We start from the raw sequence: 21478 nt of genomic DNA on the forward strand, positions 1-21478 counted from the left end.
CCGCCGGAACCGATGGGGATGGTCAGTGCACCGATCCGCAGGCGGATTGCAGCCCACTTTCCATGTCGGCCACGAAGTGCTGCCATGAGGGGACATCGGCGATGGGGCCGAACGGGTCGATCCGTTCGAGAAGCAGTCGCCGGTGCTGTGAGAAGCGCTGATTGAACTTCTCGAGTTTCCGTCCGGACAGGCCGGACGCGAGCGCAAGCTTCTCCTTCAGCACACTCTTGGGATCAGGGACGGACTCGACCCTGTTCGGAGAGGGGAGATTGAGCCCTATTCTGCCGTTCGGGTTCCCCGCGACGGTCCGCAGTTCCACCTCATCCATCAGTAGCCAGGCTTCGGTCATACGCACTGGCACGATGGCCGCGTGAGCCGTTCCCGGTGCGTGCGCGCGGATTGCGCTGACGATCTCTGCCAGGCGCGCCTGCCGGCCATCGCGATCGGCATCACGGTGAACGGCGATGAGCTCGTACTCGCCATCGATGTCGAGAACCGCGCGGAGCTTGTCACTCACGGCACGACCGGGAGGTTTGGGAAGACGGCCGAGGTCGGGATCGGTGACGGCGATGTCGACGCCGAGCCTCGCGGCGACGACTTCGATCTGCGGGATGATCCCGCTGTCGCTCGTTCCCTCCCCCAAGAAGAGCACTCGGATCGTCACGCGATCTCCAAACGGAGATTGGCGCCTGGGGGCGTCGTCAGGTAGGGAAGGATGTCCGCCTTGGTCACGGGCACGGTTTCGCACAGGCGCCCACGCCACGAACCCGCCAGGGGACGAAGCCGCAGGGCATGTGCCATGCGACCGTCCGGCATCTGCTTCATCCCCGAGTCGGCGAACAGCAGATCATCGGGCCGGACCAACTGGACGATCGCCGGAGAATGCGTGTTGATGATGACCTGACGGAACGGATTGTCCTCACCCGGTTCCTCCATCGGATCCACCGCGAGATCCTCAACGAGGCTCACCATGGCCTCCAGATTGCCCGGATGAATACCGTTCTCCGGTTCTTCCATGCAGATGAGACCGGTCACGGAGGGATCTTCCAGAAGTACGCACAGGGCGAGGAACCGCAACGTGCCCTCGGACAGACTTCGGGCGGGCAGGGTGAGACCACTCGCTTCACGAAGCTGAACGGACAGCAGTTCCCGGACATCGTCCTGATCCACCCGGAGGCTGCGCACCTTGAGCCCGTCGAGATCGGCGAGCCGGTTGGCCACCCGGGCGTACACGCCCTCGGGGTCCGATTCGGGATCGCGATGGGCGATGCGATAGAGAGCACCCGGAAGATGACGCCCGTTGCTGTCCATGAACCTCGGGTCGACGTAACGGTCAGACGTTCGCAGCGCCGAGGGCTCCAGAGCAAGCCGACGCCATGACTGCATCTCTCTGCGGGCAGCGAGAATGGTCGGATCGTCGTTGCTGGTCACCGTGCTCACAACGGTGGCCGGCGCCCGAGACGCCGCGGCGGGTTTCGGCTGTCCTCTGCTTCCGCCGTCCTGATGAATTCGGATTATCGGCTGACCGTTCTCGATCGAGGTCGAGATGAACGCCGTGCCGCTCCGGCGGCCCTTGAGAACCGTGTTGCGGAACCTGGCGGTGCTGTGCGGGAATCTGAGCCGCTGTGGAGCCTCCCGGAGGCTGATGTGACGGAGATTCTCCTCGAGCAGGGTCAGCCGACCGATCTTCTCGATTCCCGCGGGAGGAGAATAACCCAGGGCGAGCTCGTATCGGAGAAACGAGATCGTGGGGATGGCGGTCCGGCCGAAGTCGTCTTCCGTTTCGAGAGGAACGATCATTTCGGCCGCGAAGCGGATTCGATGGTTCTCCGATGCGTAACCGTCCCAGAAGAGGTCGCGCGGGTCGCCGAGCCGCTCGCCGCGAATACCTCTCACCTCCTGTGCGGCATCCAGCAGAGACCTGTCCGCCAGCAGGCTGAGGAACTGGATTGCGTCGAACACGTTGGACTTGCCGGTGCCGTTCTCTCCGGCGATACACGTGAAAGCGCCGAAGTCTACGCGGAGATCGATGAGGTTCTTGAAACCGTCGACCTCTAGCCGTGTCAACATCGTTTCCTCCCCCGACCAGCATCGCATACTCGTTCGGTCCGGAGGTCTGTTCGCTCCGCGGCCGTCATCACCCGCCGGGGGTGACCCGGACGCCGGTGACGGCGAACCGTTCGACCTCGGCGATGTGACCGCCGGTGCAGGCGACCAGGGTGATCGTCTGGCCGGAGTCGGCCGGTCCGGCGTCCTCGCGGAGGGCGACGGTGGCCGACCACGGCTGATCGGTGCCGCCCGCCTGCACCGGTCGGGATTCGCCGAGCACCCGGTCGCTCCCCGGACGGCGGGCCTGGACGCGGATGCTCTCGTCCACACCGGTGACGCGTCCGCCGACCTTCACCGGCGACGACACGCGGGCGCCGTACGCGGGGGTGGTGAGGGAGAGCGTGGTGTCGTCGGTGCCCACCACCTCCCACGGCGCGTCGGTTTCGTCGCCGAACCTCACCAGGTGGAGCACGGCGGCGGTCAGCGCGCGTCCGCCCTCCTCACCGCGGAATCCGACCGCCACGCGCGCGTGTTCGCCCTCGATCGTGCGGCTGATCACCTGGTCGATGTCCTTGAATCCCAGGTAGCCCTGGGTGAAGCTCAGCGCGGTCTGGTCCGCGTCGAGATGCCATGGCTGGTGGCCTCCGGCACGGTAGGAGCGCACCCAGGCGTCCGCCTGCGCCCGATCGGCGAACGGCCACAGCGGCTGGTAGCGTCCGGCCACCAGGGACCCGTCGCCCGTGGGGGAGGGGCTCGGCCCGGTGGCGTCGCCGGTGTCCGGGGCGGCCGGGCTGCCGGAAGGGTCTGCGGACGGAGCGTGGGCCGGACCGTCGGTAGGGACGGCGGTCGCCGTCATGCCCGGCTGCCGCTCCGCATCGGGGGCCTTCTCCGCCGCGCCGCAGGCGGACGTGAGAAGGCAGAGCACGACCAGGGCCGCCATGGTCCGCCGCTGCCCGTTGCGCACTGTCATGGACTGCCAACCCTCCGTCGATCGTTTCTCAACAGTGCAGCACACTCGCGTCCGGGTCGCCCGGCCGATCGGGAAACCGGCCCGTCCCGATCGGTCACGGGTCCCGGTGGAGCGTGGCGTGCATGAAGAACTTCACGTTCTTCGTGTACCTGTTCTCGCCGCGGCCCGCGTACTCGAAGGACAGCGTGCCGTCCGGGTTCAGGGTCAGGTGAATCTCCCCGTTGTGCACGCAGTTGCCGCGCATACCGGTGCGTTTCAGCCGGACGACCGTACCGCTGACCTTCTTGATCGCGGAGGTGCCGGTGCAGCGGTAGTCGAGGAACCGTTCTGTGATGGTCGTGCCGCCCTTCTCGATGGTCACGACCAGCCGGTCCTCCGCGCCGGGATCGTAGTCCACCGGGCCGCGCCACGTTCCGGCGAACCTCGCGGGAAAGGCGGTCGGCTCGGTCTGCTGAGCGAGGACGGTGGGCGACGCGGTGGCGGAGAGTGAGGCGGTGGGGGAGGGGGAGACGGCGGGGGTGGGGGAGGACGTGTCGGCGGCGATGACGCCCTGGCCCGTGGCCTGCCCCGAGCCGGACTCGGAGGGCGTGGGCGCGGGCGAGTTCCCGGCTTCGACGCTCCGGGCCAGCAGCACGCCCGCCGTCGCGGCCAGCGCGAGCACGCCGCTGGCCGCACCCGCCAGGAACCTCCGGCGGCGGGAGCCGTACGGCACGGGGCGGGTGACGGGGCCGCCGGTCGAGGGAACGGTGGGAGCGGCGGGCCGTGCCTCCCCCGGTGCCGTTGTGTAGGGCGGCGCCGTTGCGTAGGGCGGCGTGCCGTCACCGGGAGCCGGGCCGTCGCCGGGGGTCGGGCCGTCGCCGGGGGTCGGGCCGTCGCCGGGAGCCGGGCCGGCCCCGGCGAGCAGGCGCATGGTGATGTCGAACATCGTCGGGCGGTCGGCCGGGTTCTTGCGCAGCGCGTCGGCGACGATTCCGCGTAGCGGTTCCGCCAGGTCGCCGAGGTCGGGCTCCTGGTGGAGGACGCGGTTCAGCACGGCGGGCACCGTGTCCTCGCCGAAGGGCGGCCTGCGGGTGGCGGCGAAGACCATGACGCAGCCCCAGGAGAACACGTCGCTCGCGGGGCCGACGGGCTCGCCGGCGATCTGCTCGGGGGCCATGAAGGGGACCGTGCCGACGATGTCGCCGCTCGTCGTGCTCGCATCGAGACGGCGGGCGATGCCGAAGTCGACGACGCGCGGGCCGTCGGAGCCGAGCAGCACGTTGGCGGGCTTGAAGTCACGATGGACGACTCCCGCCCGATGGACCGCGGCCAGCGCGGTCGCCGTGCCCACCGCGAGCCGGTGCAGCGCCCCGCCCGAGCGTGGCGCGGCCTCCTGGAGCGAGGGGCCGTCCACGTACTCGCTCACGATGTACGGCCGAGGGCCGGTCAGGTCGGCGTCGATCACCTGCGCGATGCAGAACGGTGCCACCCGCCGGGCCGCGGCGATCTCCCCGGCCAGGCGTCGCCGGGTGTCCTCCTCGGCCGCCCAGTCCTGGTGCAGGATCTTGACGGCCACCGGGGTGCCGTCCGCCGTCCTGCCCAGATAGACGACGCCCTGGCCGCCCGAGCCCAGCCGTCCCTCGAGTCGGTGGCCGCCGACCTCGTCGGGGTCACCCGGCAGCAACGGGCGGGCATCCGGCATCGGGCTGCCTCCAGCTCCTCGATTCGCCTTACGTGAGGTTCATGTCAGGCAAATCATGCCTTGTTACGTGGGCCCGGAGTTACCGGCACGGCAGGGATGCCGAGAAGTTGCTGATCTACTTTGTAAAGGGTGGGGTGGTGCTCGGGGACTACCCCCAGTGATCGCCCCAGCCCCACAGGTTCGGCACCAGCTGCGGCTGCGGCTCGTCGACGCCGAAGCGGCCACGGTAGAAGATCATCGGGCGTCCCTCGCCGGCCGACTCCAGCTCCAGGACCCGGCCGACGACCACGTCGTGGTCTCCGGCCACGTGCACGTCGTACACGTCGGCGTGGACGCGCAGGAGCACGTCCCGCAGGGCGGGCAGTCCCCATCGGGACATGTCCCAGACGAGCCCGTCGAACTTCTTCCCCTTTCTGGAGCCGAACCGGTCGCAGACGTCGACCTGGTCTTCGGCCAGCACGTTCACACAGAACCGGCCCGATTTCCTGATCCGCGGCCAGGTGCGGCCGTTGTGGTCGGCGCAGAACAGCACCAGCGGCGGTTCGAGGGAGACGGACGCGAACGACTGGCAGGCGAAACCCACCGGCTCGCCGTCGTCCACGCCGGTCACCACGGTCACCCCGCTGGCGAACATCCCCATCGCCCGCCGGAACTCCAGCGGCGTAGGTGGAGCCGTGTCGACGGGCTCGTCATCGGGGCCGGACGTCGGCACGGACTCGGCGGACTCGACTGCCATGCGTTCACCTCGCGTTGCCATCGCACCCGCCGCGTCGCGGCGGCTCTCCTGTGACGAACCTACAAAGCGCCGCGGGCCGCGCCGGAGGGCGGATCCCGTTGAGTGGAAGGCATCCGGCGGGCCGGGCATTCCCGCCGCCGGGCCGAGAGGTCAGGGCAGGGGGTGCGGACGATCGCCGGTGCCCGCCGCGAACCGCGCGGCCAGACCGGTCCGCGACTCGGCCGTCTTCAACCGGCGGGCGTTCCAGCTCCACGTCTTCCGCTCGTCCATCCGCAGGTGCTGGTAGCCGACGGGAATGACCTTGACGGCCGCCCAGCCCATGTCGCGCAGCACCACCGGGAGCCGATGGGTGAGATCGACCACGAGTGGGTCGGCGCCGTCCGCGATGAGGCCGCTCACCAGGTCCTTCGTCGAGACGGCCGCGGTCGGTGCGACGGGTTCCTCCGCCGTGAACGCCCGCAGCCAGTCGCACACGGACTCGGCCCCGCGCCTGGACGTCAGGTACGCCGATCGTTCGTCCTCCGTGCCGATCGCCTCGGGCGCCGCGGCGCCCTCCCGTCCGCCGCGGACGGCCGTCAACAGCGATCGGACCTGAAGGGCCTCCTGGAGGGCCGTCAGCGCGTTGTGCCCCGGCGACCCCGAGGCCCGGCAGCCGACCGCCGCCAGGGGGTCGGGGCCCTCGTCGGCGACCCCCGCGACCGCGCAGGAGACTCCGGCCACCCCGGTCGGCACGGTCGCGAGGAACACCGTGGCTCCCGACCGCGCCGCCGATTCCGTCATCCGCTCGAGTGCACGCCGGTCGCGGTCGGCGTCCAGGGCCGCGAGCACGGACGGCAGGGCCGTACGCGGCGGTCGCAGCCCGAGCTCCCAGGCGACCATGACCGCGTCCCGCTCGACCATCTCCAGGAGGGCGTTGCGCAGCGCCATGTCATGACCCCGCCCCGAGGCCGCGCCCGAGGGCCCGGGGTCGAAGAACGGCGTTTCGCTCGGCGCGGCGGGCCAGTCCACCAGCGCGGCGGGGACGAGGATCTCCGCGTCGTCGCGCAACCGCCGCGCCGGATACCACGAAAGCTCCCGCCGCCTCGCGCGGGGATCGCCGAGCGCGATGTCCGGGTCGCAGAAGGGCAGCGCCGCGGCACCGAGGTCCGCGGCTCTGCCCCGTCTTCCGGCGCCGGCACCCGGCGGATGCAGCGCGTAGCGTTCCACCGCCTCCCCGGCGCCCCTCGTCAGCGCGTCGCCGCGGGAGTGACCGTAGGCGCCGACGACGCGGGCCGACGGCGGAGGGGCGGACTCGTCGCCTGTGCCGCGCAGCCGTACGATCACTCGCCACAGCGGATGGGCCGGAGGCTCCGGGCGCAGGACCGTGAACCAGTCGGCGATCCCGCCCGACGGTCCCAGGGTCTTGAGCAGGTCGATCACCTGTCACCGCCGCCGTCGAAGAACGGAAGCGGCGTGGGCCGGTCGTTCAGCACGGTGTCCACGGCGAGGAGCACGCCCGCCGCACCCGTCGCGAGATCGGCGGACAGTCGCAGGCCCAGCTCGCCGAAGAACGCGAGCCGGCCCTCGGGGTGGGGCAGGGCGTGCAGCCCGAAACCGGTCAGGTGGCGGTGCAGGGCGGACCCGTCGCCGGACATGTGGCGCAGGCCGAGCACCGTTCCGGCGCGGCCGCCGAACAGGCCCGCCCCGAGAATGAGGCGTGACCGGCACGCCCGCCGGCACGCGTCGAGGACGCGCCGGAGGCCGGGATCGTCCCGGTGCCGCAGCAGGTCGTGCACGACCATGCCGAGGCCGGGGCCGCCGGACAGGCCGTGGACCACGCGCAGCCACTCGTGCCCGTCGATCTCCTGATCCGCGGTCCAGCCGAGGATGTCCATGTCGCGGCGCAGCGCCCGCTCGGCGAGGTCCAGCAGGCCGTCGTCGCCGGCGTGCTCGTGGAGCCGGAGGAAGAGAAGGGCCTGTCCGGCTCCCCCGTGGAGGAGGCCGGGCCGGGTCGGCGCTCCGCCACTTCCGGCCGCCAACATGTCGGCGATCTTGCACGCTTCGTCGGCGTGGCCGTGATCGCCGGTCCGCCGGGAGAAGTGCAGCAGGGTCAGCCCGAGCCCGGCGAGCCCGTCCAGGAGGCTGCCGTTCAGGTCGTCGCGGGGCAGGGCCGCGGCCCGCCGGAGGACCTCGCCCGCCCGGTCGGCGTGGCCCAGCCGTTCCAGGGCGTACGCGATCCCGGCGAGACCGGTGTAGAAGCCGGGGCCGATCCGGCCGGTCCGCTCGATGCCGCTCAGGAGCCAGTCGACGTGCTCGCCCGGTACGGCCACGCCCGCCTGGTCGAGGGCCCAGATCACCCCGGCCGCGCCGTTGGCGAGGCTCAGCCCCCCGCCGGGTGTGAGGAACTGCTGGATGTCGCCGGGGTAGAGCCGGTCGTCCCGGCCGGGCTCCGCCGCGTCCAGGATGCCGCCCGCGATCCGGGCCCGCGACTGCGGCCAGCTCGCCCGGTCGGGGTCGGGCCAGAGGATCTCCGGCCAGTGCGCGCCGCTCCCTCCTCCCTCCGGGATCGGGGCGGGCCCCAGGGCGCGCCACACCCGGTCGGCGAAACCGGCCGGGAGCGGGAAGGCGGCGGTGACCTCGTCGACGAGCTGCTCGATCTTCCGTAGGTCCCACGCCATGAGCACGGTCAGCGGCGCGAACACGCCCAGGCAGAGACAGCCGAAGGCGTACCGGTCGACGTCGGCGCCCGCGTAGCCGAGCGGCGCGGAGTAGCCGGGGGCCCCCATCGCCTGCTCGACCGCGCTCTCCAGCGGGCTGGCCGACTCGAAGTCGACGAAGAAGACGCCGTCGTCCGGCCCGATGAGGATGTTGCCGGGGTGCAGGTCGCCGAAGACGACGCCCTGCTCGTGCATCCGCCGTACGCCCTGCTCGACCGCGTCGAGGATCTTCAGCGCCCACTCGGCGTAGGCGGCGAAGGCGGAGTCGGGGGCGTCGCCCCGCAGCAGCGGGTTGCGCTCGGCCACCACCTGGTCCAGGCGGGTGCCCTCGACGAAGGCCCTGGCCAGGTAGTAGTGCTCGTGCCCGCGCCGGAAATCGATCATCTGCGGCACGCAGGTCAGGCCGGAGAGCCGTGCGAGGGCCCAGTGCTCGCGCCGCAGCCGTTCGACCGCGTCGCGCCCGTGGTTGTCCAGACCGGCCAGCGGCCGAGCCTCCTTGAGCAGGACCTCATCGCCGGTGCGGGTGTCGGTCGCGCGGTAGACCCCGCCTCCGTTGGAGAAGTGCAGCGCCTGGTAGACCCGGAACGGGAAGTCCTGGAGGATCCCGGAATCGCGTGCGGCCAGCGCCTCGCCGAGGATCTCCGGCAGCTCCACCCACGGTGGCGGCCGGAACGCGGGGCCGCGGACGTCGGGTACGAGCCTGCCCTCCGGGTCCTCGACGCAGTGGACGAGCTCGCCCGCCTCGTCGCGGCCCATCCGGGCGACGAATCCGCCGTAGCGGACGTACAGCGGGCCGGAGCGCCACCTCAGGTCGCTGAGGATATAGGGCCCTTCGGCGCCGCCGAGCAGTTCGTCGAGCTCGTGGAGCATCCGGCCCAGCTCGGCGTCGTCCCGGGGATAGATGGTGACGAACTTCCCGCTCGACCCGCGGTCGGCGTACTTGCCGTTGCGCTGCCTGAGGACGTCGGGGCCGCGCAGGAACTTGAACATGACGCGGTGCCGTACACAGTGGTCCCACACCGTGGCGAGGACGGATTCGGCGTTGCCGAGCGTCGCGGAGACGTGGATCTTCCAGCCCTGCCGCGGGAGGTTCTCCCCGTCCGGGGCGAACGTCGCCCACTCGCTGTTCAGGTCGCGGGTCCAGCCGGGTGGTACGGCCCGGCGGGCCGCGGGGAAGTCGCCGTCGGTCGTGTCGTTCGACGGCTTTTCGTAGAAGAGGAGTCCGGGCCGGCAGAATTCCAGATATCGCAGGTCGAACATCTCGGATCAGCCTCAATCCTCATTGCAGGGCCGGAACGAAGAACGTGCGGTACAGCAGCGTGCCCAGCGCGACGCGACCGGCCTCGATCTCCGCCGCCCCCACCGCCGTCTCCGGCGCCTGGCGCACCCGCAGCGGATAACTCTTGACCGGCATCGTCAACGGGTGTTCGAGGCGGAGGGGGAGGAACGCCGAAACGGGGGCGGTGGTCTCCACCGCCTGCGCGCCGGCGACGACGGCCGACCCGGTCGGGGTCCGCAGCAGCAGACCTCTGCGCAGCAGCCGGACCTCGGCGTCCGGCGCGATGGCGGCGTGGTCGGCCTTCAGCGGGAGGACCAGCTCCACTCGCCCGTCGTCGCTCCGCACGTAGGCGCCGGGAACGGTGTAGGGCACCTCGGCGAACGTCAGCACGGCGGCGATCGCGAGCAGGACCGAGGTCGTGGCGGCCCACAGGCGCACCGGGTGGGCGCCGGCCGCGCGCGCCTCGGCCATGAGCTTGCGGAAACCGGCGCCGAGCCGGTACAGGAGATAGAGCGACGCCGCGACCAGCAGCGCGATGCCGAAGATTCCGAGGCCGTGCAGCGTGTCGAGCCACAGCGACATCGCGGTGGCCACCAGATACAGCGGGAACACCAGGCAGGCCAGGCCGTACGGCACCGACCAGGGCCGGTCGATCTCACGGGTGTAGCGGCCGCCGCCGAAGAGCACGCGGGCGAGGAACCGGCGGGCGTCGGCCATCGCCTTGTCCCGGAGATAGGGGATGTCCAGGTGGCTCATCAGCGCGATGTAGCCGTCGAACTTCACCAGCGGCAGCAGGTTGAAGGCGGCGCCGATGTACGTGGACAGGGCGAACATCAGCACGGCGTGATGGACGTCCGGCGTGCCGGCGAACAACGCGACGATGGCCGCGAGACCGGCCATCATGGCCTGAACGGCGGCCCCGGCGAGGGCGACCTGCACCCGCTGGGCCCGGTTCGGCAGCCGCCATCCGTCGGTGACCTCGCAGAAGAAGGCCGGCGCCAGGTAGAAGAGCATCACGCCCATCCGGCTCGGGCGGCCACCGTGATAGGTGAGGGTCACGCCGTGGCCGATTTCGTGCAGCGCCGTGGTGGCGAAGCTCGCCAGCAGTACGGCCGCGTACACGCCGAGGGGGAGCGGCTGACCCAGCGCCCGGTCGAGGTCGGCGCTCTGCGCGGCGAGGGCCGGCAGCCCGCCCACGCCGAGGGCCAGCGCCACCGCGGCCGAGAAGCGGTTGGCCAGCGCCATGATGAGCGGCCGGATCAGGGTCATGAACCGCTCGGGCCGCAGGACGGTGAACTGCACGGTCAGCGGCGGAATGATCTTGATCCAGGAGAGCCTCCGGCGCCGCACGCCGCTCTGCCGCGGCGGATCGGCCGCGCCGTCGTCGACCAGGCCCATCCGGTGGACCTGGCCGACCACCGCGCGGACGTCGGCGACCGACCACGGCGGCCCGAGCGTCTCGGCCAGCGCGGCGTGGTCACGGGTGCCGTCCAGGGCCCGCAGCAGCTTCGCCATGTCGGCGCCGACGCGGATGTAGCGCCGCTCGCCCTGCCGCAGCACCCACGGCGCTTCGGGCCGCTCCGGCGGATGGACCTCCACGTCGTGGGCGAGCCTCGGGTGCTCGGGCAACGGGTCGGTGAGCGTCCCGGCGGAATCCTCACGCGGCTGTCCCGGCGAAGTCTTCACGTGATGTCCCTCGTGGTGAGAAGCCGTCGTGCGATGATCCAGGCCGCGGCGAACCAGGCGGCGACGACCGCCAGCGCCGCCGGGACGGACAGCAACTCCGGGTCGCCGTCGAGGTAGAGCGAGGCGAAGGCGATCGTGAGCATGAACTTGCCGATCGCCGGGACCAGGTCGAACAGGTACGGCTCGAAGGCCATCGTCAGCACGGCCAGCAGGCCGACGGCGACGGTCTGGTTGCGGCAGATCCAGCCGACGAGCACCCCCCAGGGGGCCGCGAGCACGGTGACCGCGAACACGCCCGGCAGGACCTGCCACGTCGTCGTGGTCCATTCCGGTCGCAGCCCGTACGCCGGCAGGAAGATCCAGGGCGAGGCCGCGGCGGCGGCGGCCGTGATCAGTCCGAGGACCACGCCCATCGCCGTGCCGGCGAGCGCCTTCGCGGTGAACAGGCGGCCCCGGCCGCCGCCGAGCAGCACCGACCGGCTGATCGCGTGGGAGGAGTACTCCCCGGTCACGAACACCGCGCCGAACAGCGAGGAGAACAGGTGCATGGTCATCCAGTAGCGGACCGCCTGATCGGTCACATTGGACACCGTGTCGTGCCCGGCGGAGACGTCCGCCGCTCCCTGGGAGACGAGCCCGAGTACGACGACCGTCGCGAGCACCACGCCCCCCACGACGAGAAACGGCAGCAGGCTCTGCGATCGCGCCTTGAGCCACTCGGCGCCCAGCAGGTCACGCATCGCTCGCCCCCGACAGCTCGCGGGGAGACCCGACCAGCGTGAAGAAACGCTCCTCCAGCCTGTGCCGCCCGTCGTCGGTGAGCTCGGCGAGGGTCCCGCTGTACCGCAGCGACCGCTGCAGGATCACCACATCGTCCACGGTCTGCTCGACCTCGGCCAGCAGATGGCTGGACAGGAATATCGTCCGGCCCTCGTCGGCCAGGGACCGCAGCAGGAGGCGGAGCCGGCGGATGCCGTCCGGGTCGAGGCCGTTGACCGGTTCGTCGAGCACGAGCAGTTCGGGGTCGGCGAGCAGCGCGCAGGCGAGTGTGTGCCGCTGTCGCATTCCCGTCGAGTACGCCTTGACCTTCCGGTCCGCCGCCTCGGCGTCCAGCCCGACCCGCTCGAGCACCTCGTCGACCCGCCGGCGTGGCAGGCCGAGCATCTTCGCCCAGATCCACAGGTCACGACGGCCGCTCACGTTGCCGACGGCGCCGACGCCCTCCATGCTGACGCCGACCCTGCGGGCGGCGTCGGGAAGGTCGCAGTAGCGGTGCCCGAAGACGGTCGCCGTCCCCGCGGTGGGCCGCACCAGACCGAGCAGCATGCGCAGCGAGGTGGTCTTGCCGGCCCCGTTCCGGCCGAGGAGACCGGTGATCCGCCCGGCGCGGACGTCGAAGGAGAGGTCCTCCACGGCGACGGCCGGGCCGTACTCCTTCCGGACTCCCCGAAAACTAATCACCAATCTGCCGTCTACTTTCCGTTGGCTCGTGAATTCGAGACGAGCGAATACGTGAGTCCCACCACCGCACCGATGGAGAGCGCGACGAGGACGGTTCGCGGCGAGCCGTCGAGGAACATGGCCGCGGCGCCGCCGACGAGCACGAAGCACACGACGGCGATGATGGTGAGAGTTCTGGACTCGGCCCGTCGGCCCATTTCTTCGAACGCCTCATTCCGCGTTGTGCTGGCAATCGGGTCCGCCGCCGCCCGCCGGTCACGGGACCGAAACCCCGTGATCGGCGGGCGGCGCTGTTAAACTGAGAGATCACACACAGGCCGTGCTCTCCCGCCTACCTGGGAGAGCACGGCGCCCACGGCATCAGGTGATGGTGATGCCGATGCTGACGCCGACGCTCACCGCCGTGGCGCTGACGATCGCCGTCTTCCACGTGGGGGCGTCCATGGGCTCGAGCTCCTGCATGGCCAGCTCCAGCGCCGGGTTCGCGCCCGATGCGATGTTCTGCATTTCCTCCTCCTTTCTGGGCTCGGTTCCTCGGCGGCCGGTGCGGCCGTCAGGTGATGGTGATGCCGATGCTGACGCCGACGCTCACCGCCGTGGCGCTGACGATCGCCGTCTTCCACGTGGGGGCGTCCATGGGCTCGAGCTCCTGCATGGCCAGCTCCAGCGCCGGGTTCGCGCCCGATGCGATGTTCTGCATTTCCTCCTCCTTTCGTTTTCTCGGTCGGGTCAGGTCGACCGCGTCGTCCCTGGCGGGGAGAACGCGGTGGCTTGTGCGGCCGTCAGGTGATGGTGATGCCGACGCCGACGCTGAAGAGCAGGCTCACCATCGAGGCGCGGCCGATCGCCGTCTCCCACATGGGGGCGTCCATGGGCTCCAGTTCCTGCATGGCCAGCTCCAGGGCCGGGGCGGCACGGTTGTCGTGCACTTCGTCCTCCTTTCGGGTCTCGGATCTCCTCATGTCGACCGCGCGGCCTCACCGGCCACAGCCGGCAGGACCGCACGCGAGAGCAGGCCCCGCAACTCGTCGTGTCTCAGCCCGCCCAGCATCGGCAGTCCGCCGCCCCAGGCGCGGACGATGCGCGACGCGGTCGCTCGCAGCCGGTCCTGGTCTGCGGTGATCCGCCGGTCCACCCGCCAGACGTCGATCAGCGTGGCGATTCCCTCGGCCGGATCAGCGGCCAGGTGGTCCGGGGCGGCCGTACGCAGCCGAGACCAGATCCGGGAGAGCCGCCGAGCCGATCCGAAGCGCTCGTCGCCGTCGGTGATGGCCCGCCACAGGTGCGGCAGCAGTGCCGCCACCGCGCGCATCTTGCGCACCCTCAGCTCCATCGAGAGCTCGTTCGCTATGAACCATCCCTTGGCCACGAAGGCGCCCCGGCCCTGGTGCAGCCAGTCGAGCTGGCTGAGACCGCTGAGCTTCGCGATGTCGGTCAGCGTCGTGCCATCGACGGGCAGGCCCGCGGCCCGGCTGTCGCGCACCCGGTAGCCCAGCGCGACCAGGTTCTCCGCGACGCTTTCGGCCAGCGCGTCCTCGACCAGGGAGTCGGTGTGATCGCCGGCGTAGACGGTGACGGTGCGGAAGAGCGCCTCCAGCACCCCCTCGGTGATCATCTCTCCCGGGAGCGTGGCGAACGCCTCGGGGTCGAGCAGCGCCGCATCGGGGCGCAGCACGTCGCCGAGCACCAATCGCTTGCCCCGCGGATACGTCAGGCAGGCGGCCCGGCTGAGTTCCGCGCCCGTCCCGACCGTGGTGGGGACGGCGATCAGCCGGCCGGCGCGGTCGACCTGGGGGAGAGCCACCAAGCCGCTGCGCTCGGACACCGTGAGTCTGGCCCTGGCCGTGGGCTCGCACGCGAGCAGCACGGCGAGCTTGGCGCGGTCGAGCAGGGAGCCGCCGCCGACGGCCACGACCAGCTCCGTCCCCGTCAGACGCTCGGACAGCTCGATGACATCGGCGAGATCGGGAGGACCGCAGAGCGTGAGCGTCTCCGCGCGCCGCCCGGCCCGTTCGATCTCCCGGCGCACCCGGACGGCGATGGCGGCGTCGGCGATCCCGGCGTCCAGCAGCAGGATGACCGTGCCGCGGGACCAGCCCGTCACGCGGGCCGCCAGCTCGTCGCATCCGATGAGCACCGGGGGAGAACGGTCGATCACGCTCATCCGGCCGCCTCCGGCGAATCCGCCGAGGCGAAGGCGGCCAATCCCCGGCGTACGCAGTCGAGCAGCTCGGCCAGGTCCGCCTCGGTGTAGGTGAGCGCGGGGATGAGCTGGACGCCGTGTGGCCCGGGGTGCACGATCGCGCCGGCTTCGCGGATCGCGGCGACCAGGCGGGGCACCTCGGCCGGTGGCAGCGCCGCGCCGTCGGGCGTGCGGAGGTGCAGCGAGCGGAAACAGCCCAGGCCCGTCACCTCGGCGACGAGCGGCTCCTCGGCGGCCAGCCGGGCCAGCTCCGCGTCGAGGCGCTCGGCGAGTTCGCGGCCGAGCGACACCGCGTCGAGCCGGTGCATCTCGGAGATCGTCGCGAGGATCGCCGCGCACGAGACCGCCGTGCCGCCCTGCGTCTCCGCGTGACAGAACACCGAGTGGCCGTCGGTGAAGGCCGCCGCGACATCGTGCGAGACCACCACGGCGGCGGCGGCCATGGTGCCGTTGGTCAGGCCCTTCGAGGTGAGCAGCAGGTCGGGCCGCTGAGGCCAGCGCTGGGAGGCGAAGAAGGTCCCGGTTCGCCCGAAACCCGTGGCCACCTCGTCGGCCACCAGCAGAAATCCGTACTCCTGCCGGAGCCGGAACAGCTCCTCGAGGTAGGCCTCGGTGAGCGGCAGCGTGCCGGTCCCGAGCACCGGTTCCACGACGACCGCCGCGACCTGTTCGCCCTGCCGGGACAGCAGCTCCCGCAGCTCCCCGGGCCGGTTCGGCGTCACATGCCGGATCAGCCGCTGGTCCACTCCGTAGAGCCGCTGACCGAGATCCTCGCCGGTGATCGCGAAACCGCCATAGGTCAGGCCGTGGAAGCCGCCGCGCAGCCCGACCACCAGCCTGCGGCGAGGCCGGCCGCGCGACACCTGATAGTGCCGGACCAGCTTCATGGCCAGGTCGTTGGCGGCGCCGCCGCCCGTGGAGAACAGCACCCGCGCGAAGTGATCGGCACCGCACTCCTCGACGAGCGCGGCGGCGGCCCGCCGAGCGTAGACGTTCTCATAACGGAAGACGTGTCCGTACGACACGGTGCGCATCGCCTCGGCCGCGGCTGCGGCGATGGCGGGGTTGCCGTAGCCGAGGTTCGCGTTCCACAGGCCGCTGGTGCCGCAGAGCAGGGTGCGTCCGTCCGCCATCTCGACGCGGTGCCCATGGGCCGAGACGATGCACAGGTCGTCGCGGCCCTGCATGCCGAAGGGCAGCAGGTACGGCCACAGCGGCTGCCCGATGTCGCTCATGCCGCTTCCGCCTCCAGCAGCGTGTGGCGGTAGCGCACGCTCGGCTTCGGCGGCCGGTGCCGTTCCCGCACCACGAGTCCGGCCGAGGCCAGCTCGGCTTCGAGCCGCTCGGCGCTGATCACGCCTACGCTGCTCGTGCACACGGTCACGCTTCCGTCGGCGGCCGGCTCGGCGGCGATGGTGACGACGCGGACGTCACCTCCGGCGGGCCGGTATTCGAACCACCGGTAGGTCCGGCCGCCGGCGCCGACGATCGTGCTTTCGACGTCGGTGCCGGCCGTCTCCTCGCCGTCCGAGTCGGCCGCCGACACGAGGAAGCATCCGCCGGGCGCGAGGTGCTCGACGACCGAGCGGTAGAGCCCTTTCCTGCCGGAGTCGTCGAGCAGAGAGACGGACGTCGTGCCCAGGACGATCGCGCCGAAGCGCCGGTCGAGCGAGAAGTCGCGCATGTCGGCTTCGACCGTGGTGCACAGGTCCCGGAGGCGGGGGAAATCGCGGGACAGCCGTGTTCTCAGCAGGTCCAGCAGACCGGGGGAGTTGTCCAGCGCGGTCACCGGCCGGCTCAGGGCGAGCAGCGGCAGGGTGAGCCGGCCCGAGCCGGCCGCCAGATCAAGGACGGGGCCCGGGCGCCTGCGGACGAGCCGGACCAGCTCGCGGATCTCGAAGGTGTCGCCCGCCGAGACGTCGTGGTAGATCGGCGCACCGAGGTCTCCGTACAGGTCGCACAGCCGCGCCCGGTCGCCGAGCTCGCGTACGAACGCGCCGGCCCGGCCGGGCAACGCCCGCTCCGCCGCCGTCCGCGCCCCGCTCGGTCCAGAACGGCTCATCTTCCGGCTCCGGCCGGTTCCGCCGCGCACAGGGGGACACCGGCGTCGGCGAACATCTCCGCCACGCGGACCAGGCCGTCGCGGTCGGCGTGCTCGGCGGCGGCCTCGACCGATCCGCACACGGTCAGCGCCTCGGCGAGCCCGGCCGTCGCCAGGTTGACCCGGAAGGTCCGCAGGGACGCGGGGACCTGCAGATAGGCGGCGTCGTGCGTCCACATCACGATGGGGACGTCCGCCCCGGCGAGGTCGGCGGGCAGCCGTACGTCGACGAGACCGTCCAGCAGCCGGCCGCCGAACCCCGACACCCGGACATCGGTGATGTCTTTGGCGGCCAGCGCCCGCAGGCTGTCGAGCACCGTGAGATAGCGGCCGATCCAGGGGCGGTCCGCCAGCTCGCGGGCGCGCGTCGCCTCGTCGACCACCCCGCCCAGGCAGACCGCGCAGGGATGCTCGGACGCGTCGTTGACGCGGGACCACTCCGCCTCGAGATCGGCCATGTCGTCGCCGACGGCGCCGATCCGCCGACCGGCGGGGGAGGTGGACAGCTCCCCGTCGGCGTCGACGTACAACCTCAGGCGCGGGCCGTCGGTTCCCCCTCCGCCGCCCAGTCCGGGCACGTCGGCGAACTTGACCGGCGGCGCGGTGGCGAAATCCGGGATCACACCCTGCAGCCTGGCTCGGTCGGCGTCCTCCAGGAAGCGGGTGAAGTCGGCTTCCTCGGTGATCCTGACCAGGGTGGGACCGAGCAGGGACATGAACTCGCTCGTCGCGTAGTCCTGGATCTGCAGGTAGAAGTCGTCGCCGAGGGAGGCCTCGCCGCCCGGCTCGTGCAGCGAGCCGTCATAGGTGACGACGCCGGGGTCGTCCTCGTGGCCGGCGTCCTCGGGAACGAAGATCATGGTCGAGGCGGTGGCGAGGCCGGACGCGAGGACGGGTTCGAGATGCGCGGGATCGTCCAGCACGATCGTCGGAGTCCCGCCGCCGCCGGCCGGACCCTGCCCGGTGCCCCAGGACATCAGATGCCGGCGTGCCCGAGCCCTCTGCGCGGGACCCATGTTCCCACCGTTCATCACGCCACCTCGGCCAGGATCGTCTTGATATCGCTCAACGCCGCCTCCGGACCGCATTTCTGATAGACGCCGGTCAGGTTCAGCACGATTTCGTCGACTCCGGCGTCGGAATACTCCCTCAGCCGTTCCGCCAATTGCCCGGCATCACCGCTGAGAAATGCTCCGATCTTCACCAGCGCCTCGGCGGCCGTCGTCGGATCGCTTCCGGCGACGTCCACTCCGGCCCTTCTCAACATGTCGATATAGTGCGGCAGCCTGAGGTGTCCGCTATTGCCGGCCAATGCCAGCTCCGCGGGTTCGCAGTCGGTTCTGCTGACCGCCATCGGCACGATCGCCGTCACTTTCGGCATTTTCCGCCCGGCCCGCTCGGCGCCCGCCCGCAACGCCGGGATCAGCGTGTCCCTGACATAGGGGGCGGGGGTCAGCCAGGTGATGGCGGCGTCGGCCGTCTCGCCGGCCAGCTCGGCCATCGCCGGTCGCAGCACGCCCAGGCCGATCCGTACGTCGGCGTGGGGGTGCGGCGCCATCTGGCCGTGGCAGGAGAAGTACTCCCCGGTCACCGCTGTCGGCTCACCCGACAGCAGGCTCCGCACGATCGTGACGTACTCGCGCACGGCGCCCAGCTGGCTGCGGTACGGCGCGCCGAGCAGAGCCTCCTGCAGGGCCCGTCCCCCCGGGCCGAAGCCGGCGATGACCGGATGGCCCGTCGTCATCGCCAGCGAACGCGCCTGCAGCGCCGCTTCGTACGGGTGCCGGAAAGGCATGAGGGTGACCCCGGACCCGACGGGAATGCGAAAGCCGGCGCCGGCGGCATAGGAAAACGCCTGATGCGGCTCAACTAAAAGGGACTGTCCCTGCCATAATCTTTCCGCATTACTCCAGTAAACCAATGCGGCATAGGGCAGAACTTGCTCGGGGCGTCGGGGTGAGAAAGGTATGAGTATCGAGTGCGCGGCCAATAATGCCCCCACTGACTATCGTTGATCATCCCCCGGGGAACGCCCAATGTAAGCACGTTGAGAATAAGCGTGTCAATATCTTGGATTCTCAGTTTGGGTAACGGAACGTCGATTACCACATGCGGACGGCATCTTTCTTGATCCGCGCCGGCCCTTATAGGGGGCCGATCACGCCGGTGAGCTCCGGTTCGCGACCGCAGAACTGCGATTGCGGCTGAGATGAGCGGGGCTCGCGAAATGGAATTCCCAGCCAAACGAGACGAGGTCGTGACATGACGATTCGGTGGCGGTCCCCGGACATGGACGAGCCCCCGGCGCTTGACCACGCACCGGGGGCTCGTACTTTTCGGCTGAGCCGATGTCATCCGGCCGTTACAGCACCGCGCCCGACCCCTCGCGGACGCGGGGCGCGCGCCGCTTGGTCGTCTGCTGAGGCGGCGGCTGCTTGCTGAACTTCTCCAGCACGATCGCCGCCGGCCCGGCCAGGAACGACGACGACAGCGTGCCCACGACGATGCCGATGAGCAGGGCGATCGCGAAGTCCTGCAGCGAGTCGCCGCCGAACACCGCCAGCGCGGCGAGGATGAACAGCGCGCCGAGACCCGTGTTCACCGTACGCGGCACGGTCTGCAGGATCGCGCTGTTCACCACGCGGTCGAACGGATCCTTGCGCTGCAGCGGCCACAGCTCACGGACCCGATCGAAGAGCACGACCTTGTCGTTCACCGAATAACCGATGATCGTGAGCATGGAGGCCAGGAAGACGCCGTCGATGGGCTTGCCCATCCAGGCGAACGCGCCGACGACGACGGCGGTGTCCACGAACAGCGCGATCACGGCGGCCGTGCCGAACGTCCACCTGAACCGGATCGCCAGGTAGAGGAGCTGCGCGGCCAGCGCGACGCCGAGCGCGATGAGCGCGTTGCGGCGCAGCTCGTCGCCGAGGCTGGGGCCGATGAGCTCGTCGCGCCGCTTGGTGACGTCGCCGACCTCCTTGTCGAGCGCCTGCTCGATGCTGACCACCTCGTCGGCGCTGATCTGCCCGGTACGCACGGAGATCGCGTCGTCCGACTGCTGCACGACCGCCGAGGGGAACCCGGCGTCCGCCACCACCTGTCTGGCCGTCGCGGCGTCGACGGGCTTGCTCGTGGCGAACTCCACGATCCGGCCGCCGGTGAACTCCACGCCGAAGTTCAGTCCCCGGCTGAACAGGCCGACCGCCACCACCACGAGCAGCCCGGCCGAGATGGCCATCCACAGCCGCCTGCCACGCATCAGGTCCGGGTTCCGCTTGGTCAGCCAGGACCTGACCCGGCCGATCGAGCCGAGGCCCGACACCTTCGGGCTGATCCTGCCGATCACCATCTGGGTGAACACCCGGGTGATCAGCATGGCCGAGACCAGCGAGGCGAGCACACCGATGGCCAGCGTCACACCGAAGCCCTTGACCGGCCCGGAGGCCAGCCAGAACAGCAGCCCGGCGGCGAGCAGGGTGGTGATGTTGGAGTCGGCGATCGCGCTCCAGGCGTTCTTGAACCCGCGGTCCAGGGACGCCTTGAGTCCCCGCTGCGGTGCTTCGCCGTACTCCTCCCTGGCCCGTTCGAAGACCAGCACGTTGGCGTCGACCGCCATGCCGATCGCCAGGACGAAACCGGCCAGGCCGGGCAACGTGAGCGTGGCGCCCATCGCCACCAGCCCGGCGTACGAGATCAGGCCGTAGCAGGCGAGCGCGAGCGCGGCCATCAGACCGACCACGCGGTAGATGATGATGATGAACACCGCGGTCAGGATCACGCCGACGATGCCCGCCTTGGCGCTGGCCTCGATGGCGTCGGCGCCGAGCGTCGGGCCGACCGTGCGCTGCTCGACCAGCTCCAGCGGCACCGGCAGCGAACCACCCTTGACCAGAACGGCCAGGTTCTGCGCCTCCTCGGCGGTGAACGACCCGGTGATCTGGGTGGTGCCGCCGGAGATGCCGGCCTTGCAGGCGATCGACTCGTCCACCTGCGGCGAGGAGATGACCTCGTTGTCGAGCACGATGGCGACCCGGCGCTTGGGATCGCCGACCGGCTCGCAGGCCGCCTGCCCGGTCAGCTCCCGCCAGGGGCCCGCCTCCTTGAAGTCGATGGTGACGAACCAGCCGGGACCGACCTGAGGGTCGCTGCGCGCTGCGGCGTCCGTGACACCGGCGCCGCTGATGGCCACCGGGCCGAGCTTCAGCTTCTGACCGCTCTCGTCCGCGACGGCGTCTTTGTCGTCGGCCTCGGCGACGCCGAGCACCGAATGGAAGTTGAGCTGCGCGGTCTTGCCGATGACATCGGCGGCCTCGCGCGGGTCGAGCACGCCGGGCAGCTCGACGATGATCCGCTTCTCGCCGGAGCGGACCAGGGTGGGATCGACGACTCCGAGGGCGTCCGCCCGGCGGCGGAGCACGTCGAGGGCACGGTCGGTGGACTCCGAGTCCGCCTTGACCGTGGGAGAGTCCTTCGTCTCGAAGACGAGTTGGGTGCCGCCGCGCAGGTCCAGACCAAGGCGGGGGGCCATGGTCAGGGCTATCAGCAGCGAGGACGCGATGACGGCGAGCGCCGCCAGCGCACGCCACAAGGGCGCACGTGACATTCGAGCC

At 70.8% G+C, this 21478-nt stretch carries 20 protein-coding genes; all 20 read right to left on the bottom strand.

The window, feature by feature from the left end:
* Positions 1–22: 22 nt before the first annotated feature.
* The 20 genes from AP234_RS04880 to secD all read right to left on the bottom strand — a co-directional run bounded on the left by AP234_RS04880 (position 23) and on the right by secD (position 21471).
* On the bottom strand, positions 23–664 hold the full coding sequence (locus AP234_RS04880) for a hypothetical protein (protein WP_055478348.1): 642 nt from the start codon (positions 662–664) through the stop codon (positions 23–25).
* Entirely contained in the window at positions 661–2097 is a 1437-nt protein-coding gene (locus AP234_RS04885; RefSeq protein WP_235557965.1) for an AAA family ATPase, read from the bottom strand. The genes AP234_RS04880 and AP234_RS04885 overlap by 4 nt, the downstream gene beginning before the upstream one ends.
* Before the next feature lie 40 nt (positions 2098–2137).
* Entirely contained in the window at positions 2138–3019 is an 882-nt protein-coding gene (locus AP234_RS04890; RefSeq protein ID WP_055478350.1) for a hypothetical protein, read from the bottom strand.
* Between the two features lie 94 nt (positions 3020–3113).
* A complete protein-coding gene (locus AP234_RS39115; RefSeq protein WP_055478351.1) occupies positions 3114–4700 on the bottom strand; it encodes a serine/threonine protein kinase in 1587 nt (528 codons plus the stop codon).
* A 148-nt stretch (positions 4701–4848) separates the two neighbouring features.
* Positions 4849–5436 carry a flavin reductase family protein gene (locus AP234_RS04900; protein ID WP_152990253.1) on the bottom strand — a complete coding sequence of 196 codons (588 nt, stop codon included), beginning with the start codon at positions 5434–5436 and terminating at the stop codon, positions 4849–4851.
* Positions 5437–5586: 150 nt separating this feature from the next.
* On the bottom strand, positions 5587–6855 hold the full coding sequence (locus tag AP234_RS04905) for a YcaO-like family protein (RefSeq protein WP_055478352.1): 1269 nt from the start codon (positions 6853–6855) through the stop codon (positions 5587–5589).
* The gene (lanKC, locus tag AP234_RS04910) at positions 6852–9392 is read right to left on the bottom strand and encodes a class III lanthionine synthetase LanKC (RefSeq protein ID WP_055478353.1); all 2541 of its coding nucleotides are present in this window, start codon (positions 9390–9392) and stop codon (positions 6852–6854) included. Before lanKC ends, AP234_RS04905 begins: the two co-directional genes overlap by 4 nt.
* A gap of 19 nt (positions 9393–9411) precedes the next feature.
* The gene (gene mpaP / locus AP234_RS37045; RefSeq protein ID WP_160330377.1) at positions 9412–11097 is read right to left on the bottom strand and encodes a daptide biosynthesis intramembrane metalloprotease; all 1686 of its coding nucleotides are present in this window, start codon (positions 11095–11097) and stop codon (positions 9412–9414) included.
* On the bottom strand, positions 11094–11837 hold the full coding sequence (locus tag AP234_RS04920; RefSeq protein WP_055478354.1) for an ABC transporter permease: 744 nt from the start codon (positions 11835–11837) through the stop codon (positions 11094–11096). The genes mpaP and AP234_RS04920 overlap by 4 nt, the downstream gene beginning before the upstream one ends.
* Complete coding sequence (locus tag AP234_RS04925) at positions 11830–12558, bottom strand: ATP-binding cassette domain-containing protein (protein WP_200926230.1); 729 nt, start codon at positions 12556–12558, stop codon at positions 11830–11832. The genes AP234_RS04920 and AP234_RS04925 overlap by 8 nt, the downstream gene beginning before the upstream one ends.
* 11 nt (positions 12559–12569) lie before the next feature.
* Positions 12570–12755 carry a hypothetical protein gene (locus tag AP234_RS04930; RefSeq protein WP_055478356.1) on the bottom strand — a complete coding sequence of 62 codons (186 nt, stop codon included), beginning with the start codon at positions 12753–12755 and terminating at the stop codon, positions 12570–12572.
* A gap of 163 nt (positions 12756–12918) precedes the next feature.
* A complete protein-coding gene (locus tag AP234_RS37050) occupies positions 12919–13065 on the bottom strand; it encodes a daptide-type RiPP (RefSeq protein WP_160330378.1) in 147 nt (48 codons plus the stop codon).
* A gap of 46 nt (positions 13066–13111) precedes the next feature.
* Positions 13112–13258, bottom strand: coding sequence for a daptide-type RiPP (locus AP234_RS37055; RefSeq protein ID WP_160330378.1), 147 nt, complete (start codon positions 13256–13258; stop codon positions 13112–13114).
* A gap of 82 nt (positions 13259–13340) precedes the next feature.
* Positions 13341–13487 carry a daptide-type RiPP gene (locus AP234_RS37060; RefSeq protein ID WP_160330379.1) on the bottom strand — a complete coding sequence of 49 codons (147 nt, stop codon included), beginning with the start codon at positions 13485–13487 and terminating at the stop codon, positions 13341–13343.
* Between the two features lie 29 nt (positions 13488–13516).
* Positions 13517–14722 (bottom strand): daptide-type RiPP biosynthesis dehydogenase, encoded by a 1206-nt coding sequence (gene mpaC, locus AP234_RS04940; protein ID WP_055478358.1) that lies wholly within the window; start codon positions 14720–14722, stop codon positions 13517–13519.
* Positions 14719–15996, bottom strand: coding sequence for a daptide-type RiPP biosynthesis aminotransferase (mpaD, locus tag AP234_RS04945; protein WP_055478359.1), 1278 nt, complete (start codon positions 15994–15996; stop codon positions 14719–14721). Before mpaD ends, mpaC begins: the two co-directional genes overlap by 4 nt.
* Positions 15993–16823, bottom strand: a complete 831-nt coding sequence (mpaM, locus tag AP234_RS04950) for a daptide-type RiPP biosynthesis methyltransferase (protein WP_055478807.1) — start codon at positions 16821–16823, stop codon at positions 15993–15995. The genes mpaD and mpaM overlap by 4 nt, the downstream gene beginning before the upstream one ends.
* Positions 16820–17878 carry a daptide biosynthesis RiPP recognition protein gene (gene mpaB / locus AP234_RS04955; RefSeq protein WP_055478808.1) on the bottom strand — a complete coding sequence of 353 codons (1059 nt, stop codon included), beginning with the start codon at positions 17876–17878 and terminating at the stop codon, positions 16820–16822. The genes mpaM and mpaB overlap by 4 nt, the downstream gene beginning before the upstream one ends.
* A 14-nt stretch (positions 17879–17892) precedes the next feature.
* On the bottom strand, positions 17893–18783 hold the full coding sequence (locus AP234_RS04960; RefSeq protein WP_235557966.1) for an LLM class flavin-dependent oxidoreductase: 891 nt from the start codon (positions 18781–18783) through the stop codon (positions 17893–17895).
* 441 nt (positions 18784–19224) lie between these two features.
* Positions 19225–21471, bottom strand: coding sequence for a protein translocase subunit SecD (gene secD / locus AP234_RS04965; protein WP_055478360.1), 2247 nt, complete (start codon positions 21469–21471; stop codon positions 19225–19227).
* Positions 21472–21478: the final 7 nt, after the last annotated feature.

Source organism: Sphaerimonospora mesophila (genome assembly GCF_001417795.1).
GTDB classification, from domain to species: domain Bacteria; phylum Actinomycetota; class Actinomycetes; order Streptosporangiales; family Streptosporangiaceae; genus Sphaerimonospora; species Sphaerimonospora mesophila.

Coding starts and splice junctions, on each gene's coding strand:
- lanKC (WP_055478353.1), bottom strand. CDS start 9,392: ATGTTCGACCTGCGATATCTGGAATTCTGCCGGCCCGGACTCCTCTTC.
- AP234_RS37055 (WP_160330378.1), bottom strand. CDS start 13,258: ATGCAGAACATCGCATCGGGCGCGAACCCGGCGCTGGAGCTGGCCATG.
- AP234_RS04885 (WP_235557965.1), bottom strand. CDS start 2,097: ATGCGATGCTGGTCGGGGGAGGAAACGATGTTGACACGGCTAGAGGTC.
- mpaC (WP_055478358.1), bottom strand. CDS start 14,722: ATGAGCGTGATCGACCGTTCTCCCCCGGTGCTCATCGGATGCGACGAG.
- AP234_RS04930 (WP_055478356.1), bottom strand. CDS start 12,755: ATGGGCCGACGGGCCGAGTCCAGAACTCTCACCATCATCGCCGTCGTG.
- AP234_RS37050 (WP_160330378.1), bottom strand. CDS start 13,065: ATGCAGAACATCGCATCGGGCGCGAACCCGGCGCTGGAGCTGGCCATG.
- AP234_RS04890 (WP_055478350.1), bottom strand. CDS start 3,019: ATGACAGTGCGCAACGGGCAGCGGCGGACCATGGCGGCCCTGGTCGTG.
- AP234_RS39115 (WP_055478351.1), bottom strand. CDS start 4,700: ATGCCGGATGCCCGCCCGTTGCTGCCGGGTGACCCCGACGAGGTCGGC.
- mpaM (WP_055478807.1), bottom strand. CDS start 16,823: ATGAGCCGTTCTGGACCGAGCGGGGCGCGGACGGCGGCGGAGCGGGCG.
- secD (WP_055478360.1), bottom strand. CDS start 21,471: ATGTCACGTGCGCCCTTGTGGCGTGCGCTGGCGGCGCTCGCCGTCATC.
- mpaD (WP_055478359.1), bottom strand. CDS start 15,996: ATGAGCGACATCGGGCAGCCGCTGTGGCCGTACCTGCTGCCCTTCGGC.
- AP234_RS04900 (WP_152990253.1), bottom strand. CDS start 5,436: ATGGCAGTCGAGTCCGCCGAGTCCGTGCCGACGTCCGGCCCCGATGAC.
- mpaB (WP_055478808.1), bottom strand. CDS start 17,878: ATGGGTCCCGCGCAGAGGGCTCGGGCACGCCGGCATCTGATGTCCTGG.
- AP234_RS04920 (WP_055478354.1), bottom strand. CDS start 11,837: ATGCGTGACCTGCTGGGCGCCGAGTGGCTCAAGGCGCGATCGCAGAGC.